This window comes from Pseudomonas sp. NyZ480, from assembly GCF_029537255.1.
In the GTDB taxonomy this organism is placed as follows: domain Bacteria; phylum Pseudomonadota; class Gammaproteobacteria; order Pseudomonadales; family Pseudomonadaceae; genus Aquipseudomonas; species Aquipseudomonas taiwanensis.
This window is the reverse complement of sequence record NZ_CP120626.1, coordinates 2,317,376-2,332,485: the sequence shown is the minus strand read 5'-3', so window position 1 is coordinate 2,332,485 and position 15,110 is coordinate 2,317,376. Positions and strand designations below refer to the sequence as shown.

The 15,110-nt window shown below is 63.1% G+C and carries 15 protein-coding genes and 2 pseudogenes; 11 read left to right on the top strand and 6 right to left on the bottom strand.

What is annotated here, in order from left to right:
- The first annotated feature begins 15 nt into the window (after nucleotides 1–15).
- From P3R38_RS10715 to P3R38_RS10695, 5 genes are read left to right on the top strand one after another with little or no spacing between them, the layout of a single operon-like run.
- Nucleotides 16–1,026, top strand: a complete 1,011-nt coding sequence (locus tag P3R38_RS10715; RefSeq protein WP_023380194.1) for an ABC transporter substrate-binding protein — start codon at nucleotides 16–18, stop codon at nucleotides 1,024–1,026.
- A complete protein-coding gene (locus P3R38_RS10710; RefSeq protein WP_023380192.1) occupies nucleotides 1,026–2,042 on the top strand; it encodes an iron chelate uptake ABC transporter family permease subunit in 1,017 nt (338 codons plus the stop codon). Before P3R38_RS10715 ends, P3R38_RS10710 begins: the two co-directional genes overlap by 1 nt.
- Nucleotides 2,039–2,827, top strand: coding sequence for an ABC transporter ATP-binding protein (locus P3R38_RS10705; protein ID WP_023380191.1), 789 nt, complete (start codon nucleotides 2,039–2,041; stop codon nucleotides 2,825–2,827). Before P3R38_RS10710 ends, P3R38_RS10705 begins: the two co-directional genes overlap by 4 nt.
- Before the next feature lie 17 nt (nucleotides 2,828–2,844).
- Nucleotides 2,845–3,279 (top strand): pseudoazurin, encoded by a 435-nt coding sequence (locus P3R38_RS10700; protein ID WP_023380190.1) that lies wholly within the window; start codon nucleotides 2,845–2,847, stop codon nucleotides 3,277–3,279.
- Nucleotides 3,276–4,613 carry an OprD family porin gene (locus tag P3R38_RS10695; protein ID WP_023380189.1) on the top strand — a complete coding sequence of 446 codons (1,338 nt, stop codon included), beginning with the start codon at nucleotides 3,276–3,278 and terminating at the stop codon, nucleotides 4,611–4,613. The genes P3R38_RS10700 and P3R38_RS10695 overlap by 4 nt, the downstream gene beginning before the upstream one ends.
- A gap of 24 nt (nucleotides 4,614–4,637) precedes the next feature.
- Here the strand turns inward: P3R38_RS10695 and P3R38_RS10690 are convergent, their stop codons facing one another.
- Entirely contained in the window at nucleotides 4,638–4,949 is a 312-nt protein-coding gene (locus P3R38_RS10690; RefSeq protein ID WP_023380188.1) for a hypothetical protein, read from the bottom strand.
- A gap of 285 nt (nucleotides 4,950–5,234) precedes the next feature.
- Here P3R38_RS10690 and P3R38_RS10685 point away from each other — a divergent pair.
- Nucleotides 5,235–6,218 (top strand): annotated as a pseudogene (locus P3R38_RS10685) (IS630 family transposase).
- A 22-nt stretch (nucleotides 6,219–6,240) separates the two neighbouring features.
- On the opposite strand, the gene P3R38_RS10680 reads toward P3R38_RS10685, so the two are convergent.
- The gene (locus P3R38_RS10680; RefSeq protein WP_027907178.1) at nucleotides 6,241–6,741 is read right to left on the bottom strand and encodes a GNAT family N-acetyltransferase; all 501 of its coding nucleotides are present in this window, start codon (nucleotides 6,739–6,741) and stop codon (nucleotides 6,241–6,243) included.
- A 181-nt stretch (nucleotides 6,742–6,922) separates the two neighbouring features.
- On the opposite strand from P3R38_RS10680, the gene P3R38_RS10675 reads away from it, so the two are divergent.
- From P3R38_RS10675 to P3R38_RS10665, 3 genes and pseudogenes are all read left to right on the top strand, one after another.
- Nucleotides 6,923–7,402, top strand: coding sequence for a hypothetical protein (locus tag P3R38_RS10675; protein WP_104882543.1), 480 nt, complete (start codon nucleotides 6,923–6,925; stop codon nucleotides 7,400–7,402).
- An 88-nt stretch (nucleotides 7,403–7,490) separates the two neighbouring features.
- Nucleotides 7,491–9,074 (top strand): sensor domain-containing diguanylate cyclase, encoded by a 1,584-nt coding sequence (locus P3R38_RS10670; RefSeq protein WP_277687130.1) that lies wholly within the window; start codon nucleotides 7,491–7,493, stop codon nucleotides 9,072–9,074.
- Between the two features lie 232 nt (nucleotides 9,075–9,306).
- Nucleotides 9,307–9,660: pseudogene (locus tag P3R38_RS10665) on the top strand (TonB-dependent receptor); the annotation flags it as partial.
- A 12-nt stretch (nucleotides 9,661–9,672) separates the two neighbouring features.
- On the opposite strand, the gene P3R38_RS10660 reads toward P3R38_RS10665, so the two are convergent.
- The 4 genes from P3R38_RS10660 to P3R38_RS10645 are packed head-to-tail and all read right to left on the bottom strand — an operon-like array spanning nucleotide 9,673 to nucleotide 12,508.
- Nucleotides 9,673–10,407 carry an amino acid ABC transporter ATP-binding protein gene (locus tag P3R38_RS10660; RefSeq protein ID WP_023380184.1) on the bottom strand — a complete coding sequence of 245 codons (735 nt, stop codon included), beginning with the start codon at nucleotides 10,405–10,407 and terminating at the stop codon, nucleotides 9,673–9,675.
- Complete coding sequence (locus P3R38_RS10655) at nucleotides 10,394–11,041, bottom strand: amino acid ABC transporter permease (protein WP_023380183.1); 648 nt, start codon at nucleotides 11,039–11,041, stop codon at nucleotides 10,394–10,396. The genes P3R38_RS10660 and P3R38_RS10655 overlap by 14 nt, the downstream gene beginning before the upstream one ends.
- On the bottom strand, nucleotides 11,042–11,707 hold the full coding sequence (locus tag P3R38_RS10650; protein ID WP_023380182.1) for an amino acid ABC transporter permease: 666 nt from the start codon (nucleotides 11,705–11,707) through the stop codon (nucleotides 11,042–11,044).
- A gap of 21 nt (nucleotides 11,708–11,728) precedes the next feature.
- A complete protein-coding gene (locus P3R38_RS10645; protein WP_277687208.1) occupies nucleotides 11,729–12,508 on the bottom strand; it encodes a transporter substrate-binding domain-containing protein in 780 nt (259 codons plus the stop codon).
- Between the two features lie 282 nt (nucleotides 12,509–12,790).
- Here P3R38_RS10645 and P3R38_RS10640 point away from each other — a divergent pair, with 282 nt between their 5' ends.
- Together P3R38_RS10640 and P3R38_RS10635 are read left to right on the top strand one after the other, a co-directional pair.
- Entirely contained in the window at nucleotides 12,791–13,483 is a 693-nt protein-coding gene (locus P3R38_RS10640) for a FadR/GntR family transcriptional regulator (protein ID WP_023380180.1), read from the top strand.
- Between the two features lie 266 nt (nucleotides 13,484–13,749).
- A complete protein-coding gene (locus P3R38_RS10635) occupies nucleotides 13,750–15,087 on the top strand; it encodes an MFS transporter (RefSeq protein ID WP_104882545.1) in 1,338 nt (445 codons plus the stop codon).
- Nucleotides 15,088–15,110 lie beyond the last annotated feature (23 nt).

Below are 15,110 nucleotides of genomic sequence, written 5' to 3'. Positions count from 1 at the left end.
GGAGATCGCCCCCACATGCTGCTGCGCTTCACCACCCTGCTTGCAGGCCTGAGCCTCGCCGGCCTGGCCCAGGCCGCTACCACCCACTACCCGCTCACCGTCGACAACTGTGGCCGGCCCCAGACCTTCGCCCAGGCCCCCGAGCGCGCCGTCACCATCGGCCAGGCGGCGACCGAGATCCTCTATGCCCTTGGGCTGGGCGACAAAGTGGCCGGCACTTCGCTGTGGTTCAACAATGTGCTGCCCGAGTACAAGGCGGTGAACGACAAGGTCGAGCGGCTGGCCGACAACGACCCCAGTTTCGAAGCCGTGGTGGGCAAGCGCCCACGGTTGGTGGCGGTGCAATTCGAGTGGATGGTCGGCGCCCAGGGCGTCGTGGCAACCCGCGAGCAGTTCGATGAGCTGAAGATTCCTACGTACCTGCTGCCATCGGACTGCGAAGGCAAGGACAACCTGGTCGGAGCCGACGGTACCCGTCTACAAGCTTTCCAGGTCCAGAGCATCTACAAAAGCGTCAGCCAACTGGCCGAGATCTTCGACGTGCAGGACCGCGGCGCGGCATTGAACGCCGATCTCAAGGCAAGCCTGGACAGTGCCAGAAAGCACGTTGCAGGCAAGGACCTCTCCAACACCAGCGCATTGTTCTGGTTCTCCAGCGCCGACTTCCAGATAGACCCTTATGTGGCTGGTCGCCAAGGGGTGGCTGACTTCATGCTGCGCACCCTCGGTGTGCGCAATGTGGTCGAGTCCAACGAGGAATGGCCGACCGTGGGCTGGGAAACGCTGGCCAAGGCCAATCCAACCTGGCTGATCATTGCCCGCATGGACCGCCGCCGCTTCCCCGCCGACGACTACCAGAAAAAACTCGACTTCCTGCACAACGACCCGGTGACCCGCAACATGGACGCGGTGAAGAACAACCGCATCATCATCCTCGATGCAGATGCCATGCAGGCCGGCATCCGTCTGTTCCGTGGCCTGCAGACTTTGTCTGCCGCCTTCGCCAGCGGCAATGCGGCGCCGTGATGAAGCGTTTGTTGATTTATAGCGTCCTGTCGGCAATGGCCCTGCTCGCCGCCGTCCTGGCCGGCACCGTCATCGGAGAGGCCAACGTATCGTCCAGCGTGGTTTACCAAGTGCTGGCCAACCACCTGTGGCAGGCTGGTTACCCGGTCGACCCGATCGATGCGGGCATCGTCTGGAACTACCGTCTGACCCGCACCCTGGTGGCTGCCGCCTGCGGTGCCGGGCTGGCGACCTGCGGGGTGATTCTCCAGGCATTGCTGCGCAACCCGCTGGCCGAGCCTTACTTGCTGGGCCTCTCGGCAGGCGCTTCGACCGGTGCGGTGCTGGTGGGCTTGCTGGGGTTCGGTGGCATGGCACTGAGCATGTCAGCAGGTGCGTTCCTCGGTGCACTCGCTGCCTTCGCGCTGGTATTGGTGCTGGCCCGCACCAGCGGCTCCACTGGCAACAGCGCCCAGGTCATCCTCGCAGGCATTGCCGGCTCGCAACTGTTCAATGCACTGACTGCCTTCCTGATCACCAAGTCGGCCACCGCCGAGCAGGCGCGTGGCATCCTGTTCTGGCTGTTGGGCAACCTCAGTGGCGTGCGCTGGCCATCGGTGTGGCTGGCACTTCCAGTGGCGCTGGCCGGCCTGGTGGTGTGCCTGTGGCACCGCCGCACGCTGGATGCCTTTACTTTCGGAGTCGACTCGGCAGCGTCGCTGGGTATTGCCGTGCGTCGCACCCAGTTGCTGCTGATCAGTTGCGCTGCATTGGTGACAGCGGTGATGGTGTCGATCGTCGGGGCCATCGGTTTTGTCGGTTTAGTGATTCCCCACGCCCTGCGCTTGCTGCTCGGCCCTGGCCATAGCCACCTGCTGCCGGCCAGCGCCCTGGGCGGCGCCTTGTTCCTGATCGCCGCCGATGTACTGTCACGCACGCTGATTGCGGGCCAAGTGATACCGGTTGGCGTGGTCACCGCATTGATCGGCGCGCCTGTGTTCGCGCTGATCCTGGTCAGCCGTCGGGGGCGCCCATGACCCTCATGATCAATGCGCCCATCGCCCCACTCGCCTGTCAGGGCCTGAGCCTCGAATTGTCGGGCAATCTCGTGCTCCGCGATATCGACCTCACCTTGGTCACCGGCGAAACGCTGGGGATCGTCGGCCCGAATGGTTCGGGTAAATCGTCTTTGCTCAAAGTGCTGGCCGGGCTACGCGCGCCGGCCAGCGGCAGTGTCCAGTTGCTCGGTAACGCCTTGGCGCGGCTTCCCCGACGGCGTATCGCCCAGACTCTGGCGCTGGTCGAACAGCAGGCCGACACCCTCGACGCCATCAGCGTGTTCGACGCCGTGGCCCTGGGGCGCACGCCATGGTTATCGGCCCTGTCGCCGTTCTCCAGCCACGACCGCGCCATCGTCGAGCAAGCCTTGGTCGACCTCGACGCCGAGCACCTGCGCACCCGCATCTGGAACTCACTGTCCGGGGGCGAGCGCCAACGGGTGCACATCGCCCGCGCCCTGGCCCAAAGCCCTCAGGTGCTGCTGCTCGACGAGCCGACCAACCATCTGGATATCCAGCATCAGCTCAGCCTGCTACGCCAGGTTCAGGCGCTACCGATCACCACCCTGATCGCCCTGCACGACCTGAACCAGGCGCTCACCTGTGACCGTGTCGCCATGCTGGACAAAGGCCGCCTGGTCGCCCTGGGCAAACCGCAGGACGTGCTGACGCCGGAGCGTCTGCTGAGCACCTTCGGCGTGCAGGCGCACTACCTCACCGACCCCTTCGATGGCGCGCGCATCCTGCGTTTTCGCGCCCCCTGAACCTGGAAGTTCCCACCATGCCGTTGCGTCCTTTCGCCCTACTGCTCGTCAGCACCGTTTTCACCCACGCCGCCCAGGCCGAGGTGCATGAAGTGAAAATGCTCAATCGCGGCGCCGAGGGGTCGATGGTGTACGAGCCGGATTATCTGCGCATTGCGCCAGGCGACACGGTTCGCTTTCTGCCTAGCCAAAGCGGGCACAACGCCGCCAGCGTTCCAGGGCTGCTGCCTGCCGGGGCCGAGGCGTTCATGAGCAGGCTCAACCAGCCCTTCGAGCACAGCTTCACGGTGCCCGGTACATATGGCGTCCAGTGCATTCCCCACGTGGCCATGGGCATGGTGATGTTGATTCAAGTGGGTGACGCCCAGGCCACGCCAATCCCAGGAAACCTGCCGACCCGCGCCAAAGACCGCTTCGCCGCACAGTTGAGCAAACTGGAGGCCGCACGATGAGCCGCTTGCTGCTGGCGCTGCCGCTGCTGGGCATCACCCCATTCACGATGGCCGACTCCACGCAGTCGCAAAGCAACGGCTTCGTCGAGGACAGCACCTGGGGCCTGCTCAATCGCAGCGTATTCGACCAGCGCGACTACAAGCATGGGGGCCGCAACGGCAGCGCGCGTAATGCCTACAAGCCGCGTGACGAACGCAACGGCCTTGCCGAAGAGTGGGCCTACGGTTTGATGGGCACCTTCACCTCAGGATTTACCCAAGGCGTTATCGGCGTGGGTGTCGATGCACACGCCTACCTTGGCCTGCAATTGGACAGCGGCGGAGGACGCGCCGGCAAGGCACGCTTGCTCAGCCTGGACAACGATGGCCACCCCAAATCCGAGTACAGCCGGGGCGGTGCTGCGCTCAAGCTGCGTGTTTCCAATACCGTGCTGTCCTATGGCGAACAGCGCGTGAAGACGCCGGTATTCAGTTCCTCCGACAGCCGCCTGTTGCCTGAGACGGCCACCGGACTCTTCCTCACCAGCAACCCGTTCGACTCACTCAAGCTGGTGGCCGGCCATTTCAACGAGAACACCGACCGCAACGCATCGAGCCACGACCAAGGCTTCGTGGTCAACTATTCCAACGGCCGGCAAGGCAACGGTTTCGACCTGGCAGGCGTGGTGTGGAACCCCGGCGCCGCCTTCAGTGGCAGCCTGTACACCTCTCGCTATGAGGACAGCTGGAACCAGCACTACCTGGGCAGCACACTCACCCATGCCCTGGACGACCGTCGCAGCCTGAGCCTGGATCTCAACCTGTATCGCACCACCGATACCGGCAAGGCGCTATCCGGGCACATTGACAACACCACATGGAGCCTGGTCTGGCGTTACAATCAGGGCCCCCACGGCTTCAGCCTCGGCTGGCAGCAGGTGGACGGTAACACGCCGTTCGACTATGTCAGCCGTGGAGCGATCTACATCGCCAACGCCGTGCAGATGTCCGACTTCAACGCACCCAACGAAAGGTCCTGGCAGGCGCGCTATGACCTGAACATGGGCGCCTATGGGGTACCAGGGTTGAGCCTGACAGCGCTGTACGTCAGGGGGTTCGACATCGACGGATCGCATGTGGACCCCAACGGCGGTTATGCCTACCTGGGCTATGGCAAGGGCGGCAAGCATTGGGAGCGCGACCTTGAGGCGCGCTACGTGGTGCAGAGCGGCAAGGCCAAGGGCACTGCGTTTTCTGTGCGGCACAACGTGCACCGGGGCAATACCGCGCAAGCGGAACTGGACGGGAACCAGATCCGCCTGGCGGTGGAGTGGCCGCTGACAGGAGGATTCTGATCCTGCGCGCGGCCCGCTGCGCTTTCAGGTTGATGCCTGCAATCGCCACTGCGCCCTCTCCTGCGAGCTTATCGACGCCACGACATCAGCGAACGTTGCACTGAGCTGCGCACTGACATTGCCAAAAACCTGGTAGTGGGTCAGCACGTAACGCTTGACCGTCTTTGGCCAGCATCCTTCCTTATGCGCCGCATGGATGATGGCCTTGGCATCATCGCGCGTCGCCCGGCGCCAGGCCTTGAGCAAGCTGCTCTCGAAGTCTGCGAAGGTCCAGGCGTCTCTGCGGTCTTCGAAATGGTCCAGCAGCTTGAGCTTGTACAGGGCCAGGTGCGCCATGGGCATTGCTTCCTCGTCTTGATGATCGGACGGGAAGGTAAGGAACGCGGCGGGGGAATGAAATGAACGTGATGGCCCGCGCCGCAGCGCGGATGTAGGAGCCTTCCTAGTGTGGTGCTTCGCAAGTAACACTCATATTTTGGTCTAGGCTTTACAGCATCAGAAATGCCTCGGAGCCACGATATGAAAGCCGGCCGACCTGCTGCCCCGATTGAGCTGAGCGACGAAGAACACATCGAACTGCTTCGTCGCTCCCGATAGCGTAAAGGCTCTGCTGAATCTCGCATTCGCGCCGAAATCATCTTGGCGTGCGCTAGTGGAGAATCAGGCACCTCAATCGCCCACAGACTTGGCATCGGCGTACACACGGTCTCGCGTTGGCGAGTGCGATTCAGTCGGCTGCGGCTCGATGGTTTAAATGACGAACATCGCTCAGGCCGGCCTCGCAGCATAACCGATGAACAAGTACAGGCCGTGGTCAATCAGGCACTGCAATCCAAACCCGAAGATGCCAGTCACTGGAGCACTCGCTCGATGAGCCAGGCAACCGGCATTTCTCCAGCCAGCGTCATGCGGATATGGCATGCCTTCGGCCTCAAACCTCACCTTGAGAAGACCTTCTAACTTTCGACCGACCCTCTGTTCGTCGACAAGGTCCACGACATTGTTGGGCTCTACCTCAACCCTCCCGAAAAGGCCCTGGTGCTCTGCATCGACGAGAAAAGCCAGATTCAGGCGCTGAACCGTACCCAGCCAGGCTTACCTCTTGCCCCCGGCAAACCCGTCACTCGCACCCACGACTACAAGCGCCACGGAACCACATCGTTATTCGCGGCGCTGGATATCGCTACGGGTGAAGTCATCGGAAGATTGAAGCGCCGCCATCGAAGTACAGAGTTTCTCGCTTTCCTCAAAGAGGTGGACGCTAACGTACCCGAGGACATGCCTGTTCATCTGGTAATGGACAACTACGCGACACACAAGACTGACAACGTGAAAGTGTGGCTGGCAGCGCATCCGCGCTACCAAGTGCACTTCACACCTACTTCGGCATCCTGGTTGAATCTGGTGGAGCGCTTCTTCTCGACGCTGAGCGAAAAGTGGATCAAGCGCCAGGCACATACCAGCGTGAAGGATCTGGAAAAGTCCATTGAGTACTACCTTGCCACCCACAACGCCAACCCTCGACCCTTTCGCTGGCATCGAAAGGCCGATGACATCTTGGCAAGCGTCGGTCGTGCAGCCGAGGCGTTAGGCCGAAAAATATGAGTGTTACTTGCGAAACACCACACTAGGTTCGCCGCCATTGGTGCATATGGGTGGTGCGCCACAGCGGGTCATCCTCGACATCGACCACCTTGAATCCTTGCCGCTCCCAGAACGCAATCGCGCCAGGCAGGAAGGGATGGGTGTGCAGGTACAGGCAGTCGACACCTGCATTCATGGCCTGCTCGCGCAGTGCCGCGAACAGGGCGCCAGCCAGCCCATGCCTGCGGTACTCGGGCCGGACGAACAAGCGCACCACCTCGACCACGTGAGCACCTCGGTAGTCGAGCTGAGGGAAGCGATGGTCATACGGCAGATAGCCGATGGCTGCGACCAGCCGGCCCTGGTCGCGGGCCACGAGGAAACGACCAGCGCCATCGAGGTAGGTATCGCCGAAGTGGGCAAGGTCGTTGGGTAACGGCGCTTCGGCGAGCATGGGGAACAGATCACGGCGTGCCGCGTCGACGAACCTCACGACTTCTGCGATGGCGTCATGGCTGGGAGTATGGAGGGTCCAATGTGGCATGGTCGACAGGTAGCGATGGCGAGTGCGACCTGAGTTGTACTTCAGTAAGGTCGGCGCCACAAGGCCTGCTTGCCCGTTCGGGCATTGCCCTGGCCGGCCAATTGCTGACGCACATTCGCTCTCGTCGCCGGCACATCGACATCGGTATAATTGCCCCATACATCGCGCCCAAGGCCAGTCCATGCCCCGCCTCCCCTCGCTCCTGCTTCCCCTGTTGCTCGCCGCTGCCCTCGTCGCTTGCGACCCAAAGCCCAGCCGCAACGAACAGATCCTGGCCAATTTGCCGCTGCAGGAGGCCTACGAGAACAATATCGACCGTATGGCGTCGCTGCTCACCCGCACCCACCCGGCGCTGGCCGAAACCACGATCAGGGAAGTGCTGCGCAAGCACCTTACCGTCGAGGACCAGCGCCAGGACCTGTACAAGCTCTACAGCGAGAAGAACTTCAGCGACACCGAGTTCAACACCATCGTCGAAGCCACCCGCGACCCGGCCAAGGCCAGGGCCTTGGAAGAGACCGAGGAAGGCCAGCGCCTCAGCCGCAAGCTGACCGCACTCATGCGTGAGTCTGCACGTGATGAAAAGGTGCAGGCATTGGCCAAACAGCGCATGCAACAAGTGGAAGACGAGCTGAGGTCGCTGGAAAAGGCCGGCGCTTGATGCCTCGGTACCTCACACCGTTCTTCTATAGCCGTGCAAACACATAACGAGTAAGGTTATTCCATTTTCCGCGTCAGTGAGATCAGGATTGCCACACGCCAAGCACGGACTGCGCCTGGACCTGCGCACGCTCATTCTCGTCCTTTGTGCCCTCACCGCCCTGGTGATGCTGTGCGCCAGCTATTTCGCCAGCTACCGGGTGCAACGACAGTTGCTGATCGACCACGCGCTTGAAGCGAACCGAGTGTATGCGGCCAAGCTGGCGGCCATCACCGAGACCTTCATCAGCAACGCCTTGCAGCATCTGTCGTTCAGCGCCGGTTTGCAGGGACGTCAGATGGACGACACCGAAGCGATGGTGGCGGAAACCGAGCGTCTGCTGCGACAGAGCAGTGCCTTCAACTCCACCTTCGTGGTGGACGCCGAGGGCGTCCTGCGGGCTATATCGCCCGCTACACTACGTCGTTTCATCGGCACCCGCGTGCATTCACCCGGGTCCCAGGAGGCACTGACCCAGCGCCGGCCTCTGGTCTCGACGCCTTTTCTGTCAGCCGCCAACAACCTGGTGGTAGCGCTGTCGCACCCGATCTTCGATGGCAACGGCCGGTACCTCGGTTATGTCGGCGGCAGCCTTTACCTGCGCGAGCGCAACATCCTCAACAGCTTGCTGGGTGAACATTTCTACAAAGACGGCTCGTACCTCTACGTGGTCGATCGCAATCGTCGGTTGCTGTATCACCCCGATGCAGAGCGTGTCGGCACGCTGGTGGAAGGCAACGCACTGGTGGACCAGTTGGCGACGGTGCCCAGCGGCACCCGGCAAGTGACCAATACCCGTGGCGTCGAGATGCTGGCCGGATTCGCCACCGTACCCAGCGCGGGCTGGGGCGTGATAGCCCAGCAGCCGCTGGAGCAAACCGTTGCACCATTGAGCCACCTGATACTCAGCGTGATGGGTATTTCAGCTCCCTTGGCGTTGCTTGGCTGCCTGCTGCTCTGGTGGCTGGCAATGATCATCGCCCGCCCGCTATGGCAATTGGCGGCCGGGGCCAGGTCGATGGACCGCGCCAGTACCGCCGAACGCCTGCATCGCGTGCGCGCCTGGTACTTTGAAGCGGCCGAGCTCAAGCGTGCGCTACTGTTTGGCTTGAACCTGTTGCACGAGCGCATAGGCCGGCTCAACCGCGACGCCCAGACCGACCCGCTGACCGGGCTGGGCAACCGCCGCAGCCTGGAGTTCAGCCTGTCGCTGCTCAAAGCTGAAGGGCGGCGATTCTCGGCCATCGTCCTGGACATCGATCACTTCAAGCGGATCAACGATTGCCATGGCCATGATGTTGGCGACCAGGTGCTGCGCCGCCTCGCCGAACTGATGCGCGGCTGTTGCCGTGAAGGCGACCTGCTATGCCGAACCGGTGGCGAGGAGTTTCTGATGCTGTTGCCCGGTGCCAGTCTGGAGGTGGCCACGAATGTAGCCGAGCGCCTGCGAGTGACGGTACAGGACACGCCGCTGGAGCCGGTGGGCGCAATGACCATTTCGCTGGGTGTCGCGCATTGGCAGGCAGTGGAAGGCAGCGACCCTGGCGAGGCGCTGAGCGAGGCGGATCGGGCGCTGTACCAGGCCAAGCAGAGCGGGCGCAACCGGCTGTGCACCGGTGATTCGCAGGGCTGAGTCCTACGCGATGCCAGGTGCGGCAATCCGCCACCGCGAAGCACTACCTGACCATTCACCCCAATGCTAGATTCGCCGCCATGAAAATCACCCCACGGGCCCGCGTGCTGCCCTGGCACTGGAATACCAGTAGGACACCGAGGACAGTCCGTACTGGGGCTCGCCGCTCCTGCCTGGTCGCAGCACCCTGCAGAGCGACAAGAGCCAGCGCTTCGAGAACTACAACGTCGGCGACGGGCGGTACGATCAGCTCAACGAAGCGCTCAACGGCGCATCGGTGTCGCGCAAGGGTAATGCACCAAATGTCGGCAACCTGTGGCTGACCTACAGCCTGCCCCAGGACGGGTCAGGGGGCGTGGACGCTCGCTATGTCGACTCGGTGTACGCCGACAACGCCAATACCCCCAAGGCACCAGCCTACACCCTGTAGGGTGCCTTCGTCCGCTATCGCCTGGACGAGCACACCCCCCTCACCGGGTGGGTGCGCAACCTGACCAATGAGGTATATGCCAAGCAGGCCTACCACCAGCAGTACTACATGGGCGCTACACGCACCTTCGAGCTGGCGCTGGACCTTCGTTTCTGATCGTTTGGCCGGTCAGGCCGACGCCACCGCACCGATGAAGTTCGCCAGCTCCGCCGTGCGCGGGGCGGCGAACACTTCGCGGGGGTCTCCCACCTCGTGCACCTTGCCGTGGTGCATGAACACCAGTTTGTCGCCCACCTCGCGGGCGAAGCGCATTTCGTGGGTAACCATGATCAGGGTCATGCCCTCGCTGGCCAGTTGGCGAACCACGCCCAGCACTTCGTTGACCAGCTCCGGGTCCAGTGCCGAGGTGATCTCGTCGCACAGCAGTACCTTCGGCGACATCGCCAGCGCCCGGGCGATTGCCACGCGTTGCTGCTGGCCACCAGAGAGTCGGTCAGGATACGCATCGAACTTCTCGGCGAGCCCCACCCGCGCCAGCATCTGCTCGGCCAGCTGGCGGGCCTCTGCACGGCTGGCCTTCTTCACCACCTGTGGCGCGAGCATCACGTTCTCGCCCACGCTCAGGTGCGGAAACAGGTTGAACTGCTGGAACACCATGCCAACCTTCTGGCGCAGGGCGCGTAAGTCCGCGCGGCTGGCATCGAGGTATTCGCCGTCGACTTCGATCACCCCATCGCTGATCGACTCCAGACCGTTGAGGGTACGCAGGAAGGTACTCTTGCCCGAACCACTGCGGCCGATGATGGCCACCACCTCGCCTTCCTCGATACTCAGGTCAACGCCCTTGAGCACATGATTGTCGCCATAGTATTTGTGCAGTGCGGATACTCTAAGCAGGGGCATGCAGCCTCCTTTCCAGATAACGGGCGCTCAGCGAGAGCGGATAGCAGAGAAGGAAATAGCCCAGCGCGACCAGGCCGTAGATCAGGAACGGTTCGAACGTGGCGTTGGCCAGCATGCCGCCGGTCTTGGTCAACTCGGTAAAGCCGATGATCGAGGTCACCGCCGTGCCCTTGACCACCTGCACCGAGAAGCCCACCGTCGGGGCGATGGCGATGCGCAGTGCCTGGGGCAGGATCACGTAGCGCAGTTGCTCCAGGCGATTCAACGCCAGGCTGCCCGACGCCTCCCACTGACCGCGAGGAATGGACTCGACGCAGCCACGCCAGATCTCGGCCAGGAAGGCGCTGGTGAACAGCGTGAGGGCAATGGCAGCGGCCATCCACGCCGAGACGTCGATGCCGAACAGCGCTATGCCGAAGAACACCATGAACAGCTGCATCAGTAGCGGCGTGCCCTGGAACAGCTCGATGTAGCCACGGGCAAAGCCACGCAATAAGGAGCTGTCGCTGATCCGCGCCAGCAACAGCAGCAACCCGGCCAGCCCGCCGCACAGAAACGCGACCAGCGACAGCAGCAAGGTCCACTGCAGCCCGGTTAGCAGGTTTCGGACAATGTCCCACAAGGTGAAATCCATTCAGCGTCTCCCCATCAGCCAACGTTGGCCGACCCAGGCCAGCAACTGGCGCACGACAATGGCCATGACCAGGTACATCAGCGTGGTCAGCAGGTAGGTTTCGAAGGCGCGGAAGTTGCGCGACTGGATGAAGTTGGCGGCAAAGGACAGCTCTTCGGTGGCGATCTGCGAACACACAGCCGAGCCCAGCATCACGATCACGATCTGGCTCGACAACGCCGGCCAGACCTTGGCCAATGCAGGGCGCAACACCACATGGCGCAGTGCCTCGAAGCGGCTCATGGCCAATGCCGCAGCGGCCTCCAACTGCCCCTTGGCTATAGCCTGGATCCCCGCACGGATGATCTCGGTGGAATACGCCCCGAGGTTGATCACCATCGCCAGCACCGCCGCTTGCCACTCGGTCAACCTGACGCCCAGCGCCGGCAAGCCGAAGAAGATGAAGAACAGCTGGACGATGAAAGGCGTGTTGCGGATCAGTTCCACGTACACGCCGAACAGCGCATCGAACGGGCGCAGCCGCCAGGCGCGGACCACCGCGCCGACCACGCCGATGGCGACACCGAGCAGCGTACCGATAACCGTCAGCTGCAAGGTGAACAGCGCCCCCCTGAGCAACAGGTCACCCTGCGCCAGCACCGGGGCGAAGTCGAATTGATAGGCCATGGTTCAGGCTCCGCTTGCCGCTCAAAGATCAGCCGGCAGCGGTTGCTTGAGCCACTTCTCGGCATTGCGATTGAGGCTGCCGTCGGCCTTGGCCGCTTCCAGGGTGGCGTTGACCTTCTCCAGCAACGCAGGCTCTTGTTTGGCCAGGCCCACATAAACTGGCGAGTCCTTGAGCTTGACCTTCATCACCGGGACCTTGGAAGGGTTCTTCTCGGCGATGGCAGCCATTACCACACTGCCGCTGGCGATCAGGTCGACCTGGCCGGACAGGTAAGCGGCGATGGTCGAGTTGTTGTCCTCGAAGCGTTTGATAAGGGTGCCTTGGGGCGCGACGGCGGACAGCTCCATGTCCTCGATCGCGCCACGGGTGACGCTGATGGTCTTGCCAACGATGGCGTCGATATTGTCGACCTTGGCGTCCTGCGGGCCGAATACCGCCAGGTAGAACGGCGCATAAGGGCGGGAGAAATCGATCACCGCCGCGCGCTCGGGGTTCTTGCCCAGGCTCGAGATCACCAGGTCGACCTTGCCGGTGGTGAGGAATGGAATACGGTTGGTGCTGTTGACCGGCGTCAGCGCCAGCTTGACACCGAGCTTGTCGGCCAGCAGCTGGGCGGTGTCGATGTCCAGGCCACGAGGCTTGAGGTCGGGACCGACCGAACCGAACGGCGGGAAGTCCTGCGGCACCGCCACCTTCAGTACACCGCGGGCAGTGATGTCGGCGAGGGCGTCGGCCTGCGCCTGGGACAAGCCCAGGGTGCTGCCGCAGAACAGGGTGGCCAGAAGCAGGGGACGGAACATCTTCATGGAAAAGCCTCGCAGGGAACGGGGTGATGAGTCTGCAAGGCCATTGCATGGGCCATGCCAGATCCCTGAAAACACACGATGAACCCTGCGCAAGGCCCGCGCCTGCAAGGTCTTACTGGTCTGAACAGTTACTTCGAACGCTTCACCCACTGCGGTGCGCCGCGCCCCGCATTCGTGCAGGATGAAACGATTCTGCGCCACACCGGGGCAAGACTTGCAAGGCGCCGCCAATGCCCGTAAAAGGAGCGGATATCGCCTCCGACCGGTCTGAACAGCATGCTCGACACCCTCCCCCGCGCAGTCCCTGAAATCGCCCTGCAGGCGATTCGTAAACTGATCGACGACGGCGGTTACCTGCCCGGCGATGCCCTGCCCTCGCAGCGCGACCTGGCGGAACAATTGGGCGTCAGCCGGGCTTCGTTGCGCGAAGCCCTCTCCTCGCTCAGTGCGCTGGGACTGGTGAGCGTCCAGCCGGGCAAGGGTGTGTTCGTCCAGGCGCCGCTGGCCCAGACGCCGCCGGCGTTCGCCTGGCCCTACGCCGAGCAGGTGTCGGCCGCCGACACCTTCCAATTGCGCTACACGCTGGAAGGTTTTGCCGCCGGGCAAGCTGCCTTGAGGCTGACCGCTGACGACATCGACCGCCTGGAGGCCAATGTCGAGGCCATGCGTGTGGAATTGCGGGCCGGTCGCTTCGAAGCGGCCGCGCGCCTGGACTTCGCCTTCCACCAGCAGTTACTGCAAGCCTGCGGCAACCAGGCGATGCTGCAGGTGATCACCGCCAGCCAGGAGATCTTCCTGGAAAGCCAGAAACTTCCGTTCATTCGCCCCGAGCGCGCCATGGAAACCTGGCAGGAGCACCGCAAGATCCTCCGCGCGCTGGCACGGCGTTCGCAAGTTGGAGCGCAACGGGCCATGCAGGAGCATATTCGCAATGCCGCATCGCGTACTGGCGTCGTATTCACCGTCTAAGCGATTGCGACTGGACGGTCGTTGTGGAAACCGGCTTGCCGACCATCACCGCTCGGCCGGTGCATGCACCGCATGGGTCGCATCGCCGGCAAGCCGGCTCCTACGGGGCCGTATCGCACGACAAACGGTCAAAACAGATATCCCGATGTCGCCCTCGAAGCAGCACTCACCCGCGCTGGCCTGTCTACTGCCTGTACCACAACGATAAAGCGGCCCGACCGCTCTACATTCATCCAGGCTGCCTATGACCACCGGAGAGCACACGCATGTCCGCACCTCATGAGGTATCCCCCGCCACGCTACGCCGCGTCATCGCCGCTTCGGCCATCGGCAATTTCGTCGAGTGGTTCGATTTTGCCGTCTACGGTTTTCTCGCCACCCTGATCGCCAGCCAGTTCTTCGCCAGCGAAGATGCCAGCGTGGCGCTGCTCAAGACGTTCGCGGTATTCGCCGTGGCCTTTGCCTTGCGCCCCCTGGGCGGAATTGTGTTCGGCGCCTTGGGCGATCGGCTTGGGCGCAAGCGCGTCCTGTCGATGACCATCTTGCTCATGGCCGGCTCCACCACCCTGATCGGCCTGTTGCCGACCTATGCCAGCATTGGCCTGGCCGCCCCCGCACTGCTGACCCTGGCACGCTGCCTGCAGGGCTTCTCTGCCGGCGGCGAGTATGCCGGTGCGTGTGCCTACCTGATGGAGCACGCGCCCAGAAACCGCCGGGCCTTCTACGGCAGTTTCGTTCCGGTTTCGACCTTCTCGGCCTTCGCCTGCGCCGCAGTGATCGCGTACGGGCTGGAAGCCAGCCTCACCAGCGAAGCGATGAACACCTGGGGATGGCGCATTCCGTTCCTGGTCGCCGCGCCGCTGGGGCTGGTCGGCCTCTACCTGCGCTGGCGCATGGAAGAAACCCCGGCCTTCCGCGAAGCCATGGCCGAGGGCAAGGCACACGAGCACTCGCCGCTCAAGGAGACCCTGCGCACCCATGGCCGGGCGATCCGCAACCTGGGAGCTTTCATCTCGCTGACGGCGCTGTCGTTCTACATGTTCACCACTTACTTCGCCACCTACCTGCAACTGGTTGGCCACCTGACCCGCGCCCAGTCGCTGCTGGTGACTACCGTGGCGCTGCTGTTCGCCGCCATTGGCTGCCCGCTGGCTGGCGCATTCTCGGACCGGGTCGGACGGCGCAAGACCATTGGCTTCACCTGCCTGTGGGTAATGGCCTGCGTGTTCCCTGCTTACTGGCTGGCCAGTTCCGGGTCGATGTCCGGGGCACTGCTGGGGGTGATCCTGCTGGCGGTCGGGGCGCTGCTAAGCGGGGTGGTGACCGCGGCGCTGCTGTCGGAAACCTTCCCGACCCGCACCCGATACACCGCATCGGCGATCACCTACAACGTGGCCTACACGCTGTTCGGCGGCACGGCGCCCTTGGTGGCGACCTGGCTGATCGGCCAGACCGGCAGCAGCCTTGCGCCAGCATTCTACCTGGTGGTGATTGCCCTGGTGGCATTGCTGGGCGGCCTGGCGCTACCGGAGACATCGCGGATCTCGCTGCACGAGCCACTGCCAGCGCAAGGCAGCCGGCAAGCCGCCCGCGGCGCGGCCTGAGTCACGCTACAGCCTGATTGCAC

Bases quoted from the DNA above. Each gene is read 5' to 3' on its own strand.
- P3R38_RS10715 (WP_023380194.1), top strand. From the start codon at position 16: ATGCTGCTGCGCTTCACCACCCTGCTTGCAGGCCTGAGCCTCGCCGGC.
- P3R38_RS10710 (WP_023380192.1), top strand. From the start codon at position 1,026: ATGAAGCGTTTGTTGATTTATAGCGTCCTGTCGGCAATGGCCCTGCTC.
- P3R38_RS10705 (WP_023380191.1), top strand. From the start codon at position 2,039: ATGACCCTCATGATCAATGCGCCCATCGCCCCACTCGCCTGTCAGGGC.
- P3R38_RS10700 (WP_023380190.1), top strand. From the start codon at position 2,845: ATGCCGTTGCGTCCTTTCGCCCTACTGCTCGTCAGCACCGTTTTCACC.
- P3R38_RS10695 (WP_023380189.1), top strand. From the start codon at position 3,276: ATGAGCCGCTTGCTGCTGGCGCTGCCGCTGCTGGGCATCACCCCATTC.
- P3R38_RS10690 (WP_023380188.1), bottom strand. From the start codon at position 4,949: ATGGCGCACCTGGCCCTGTACAAGCTCAAGCTGCTGGACCATTTCGAA.
- P3R38_RS10680 (WP_027907178.1), bottom strand. From the start codon at position 6,741: ATGCCACATTGGACCCTCCATACTCCCAGCCATGACGCCATCGCAGAA.
- P3R38_RS10675 (WP_104882543.1), top strand. From the start codon at position 6,923: ATGCCCCGCCTCCCCTCGCTCCTGCTTCCCCTGTTGCTCGCCGCTGCC.
- P3R38_RS10660 (WP_023380184.1), bottom strand. From the start codon at position 10,407: ATGCCCCTGCTTAGAGTATCCGCACTGCACAAATACTATGGCGACAAT.
- P3R38_RS10655 (WP_023380183.1), bottom strand. From the start codon at position 11,041: ATGGATTTCACCTTGTGGGACATTGTCCGAAACCTGCTAACCGGGCTG.
- P3R38_RS10650 (WP_023380182.1), bottom strand. From the start codon at position 11,707: ATGGCCTATCAATTCGACTTCGCCCCGGTGCTGGCGCAGGGTGACCTG.
- P3R38_RS10645 (WP_277687208.1), bottom strand. From the start codon at position 12,508: ATGTTCCGTCCCCTGCTTCTGGCCACCCTGTTCTGCGGCAGCACCCTG.
- P3R38_RS10640 (WP_023380180.1), top strand. From the start codon at position 12,791: ATGCTCGACACCCTCCCCCGCGCAGTCCCTGAAATCGCCCTGCAGGCG.
- P3R38_RS10635 (WP_104882545.1), top strand. From the start codon at position 13,750: ATGTCCGCACCTCATGAGGTATCCCCCGCCACGCTACGCCGCGTCATC.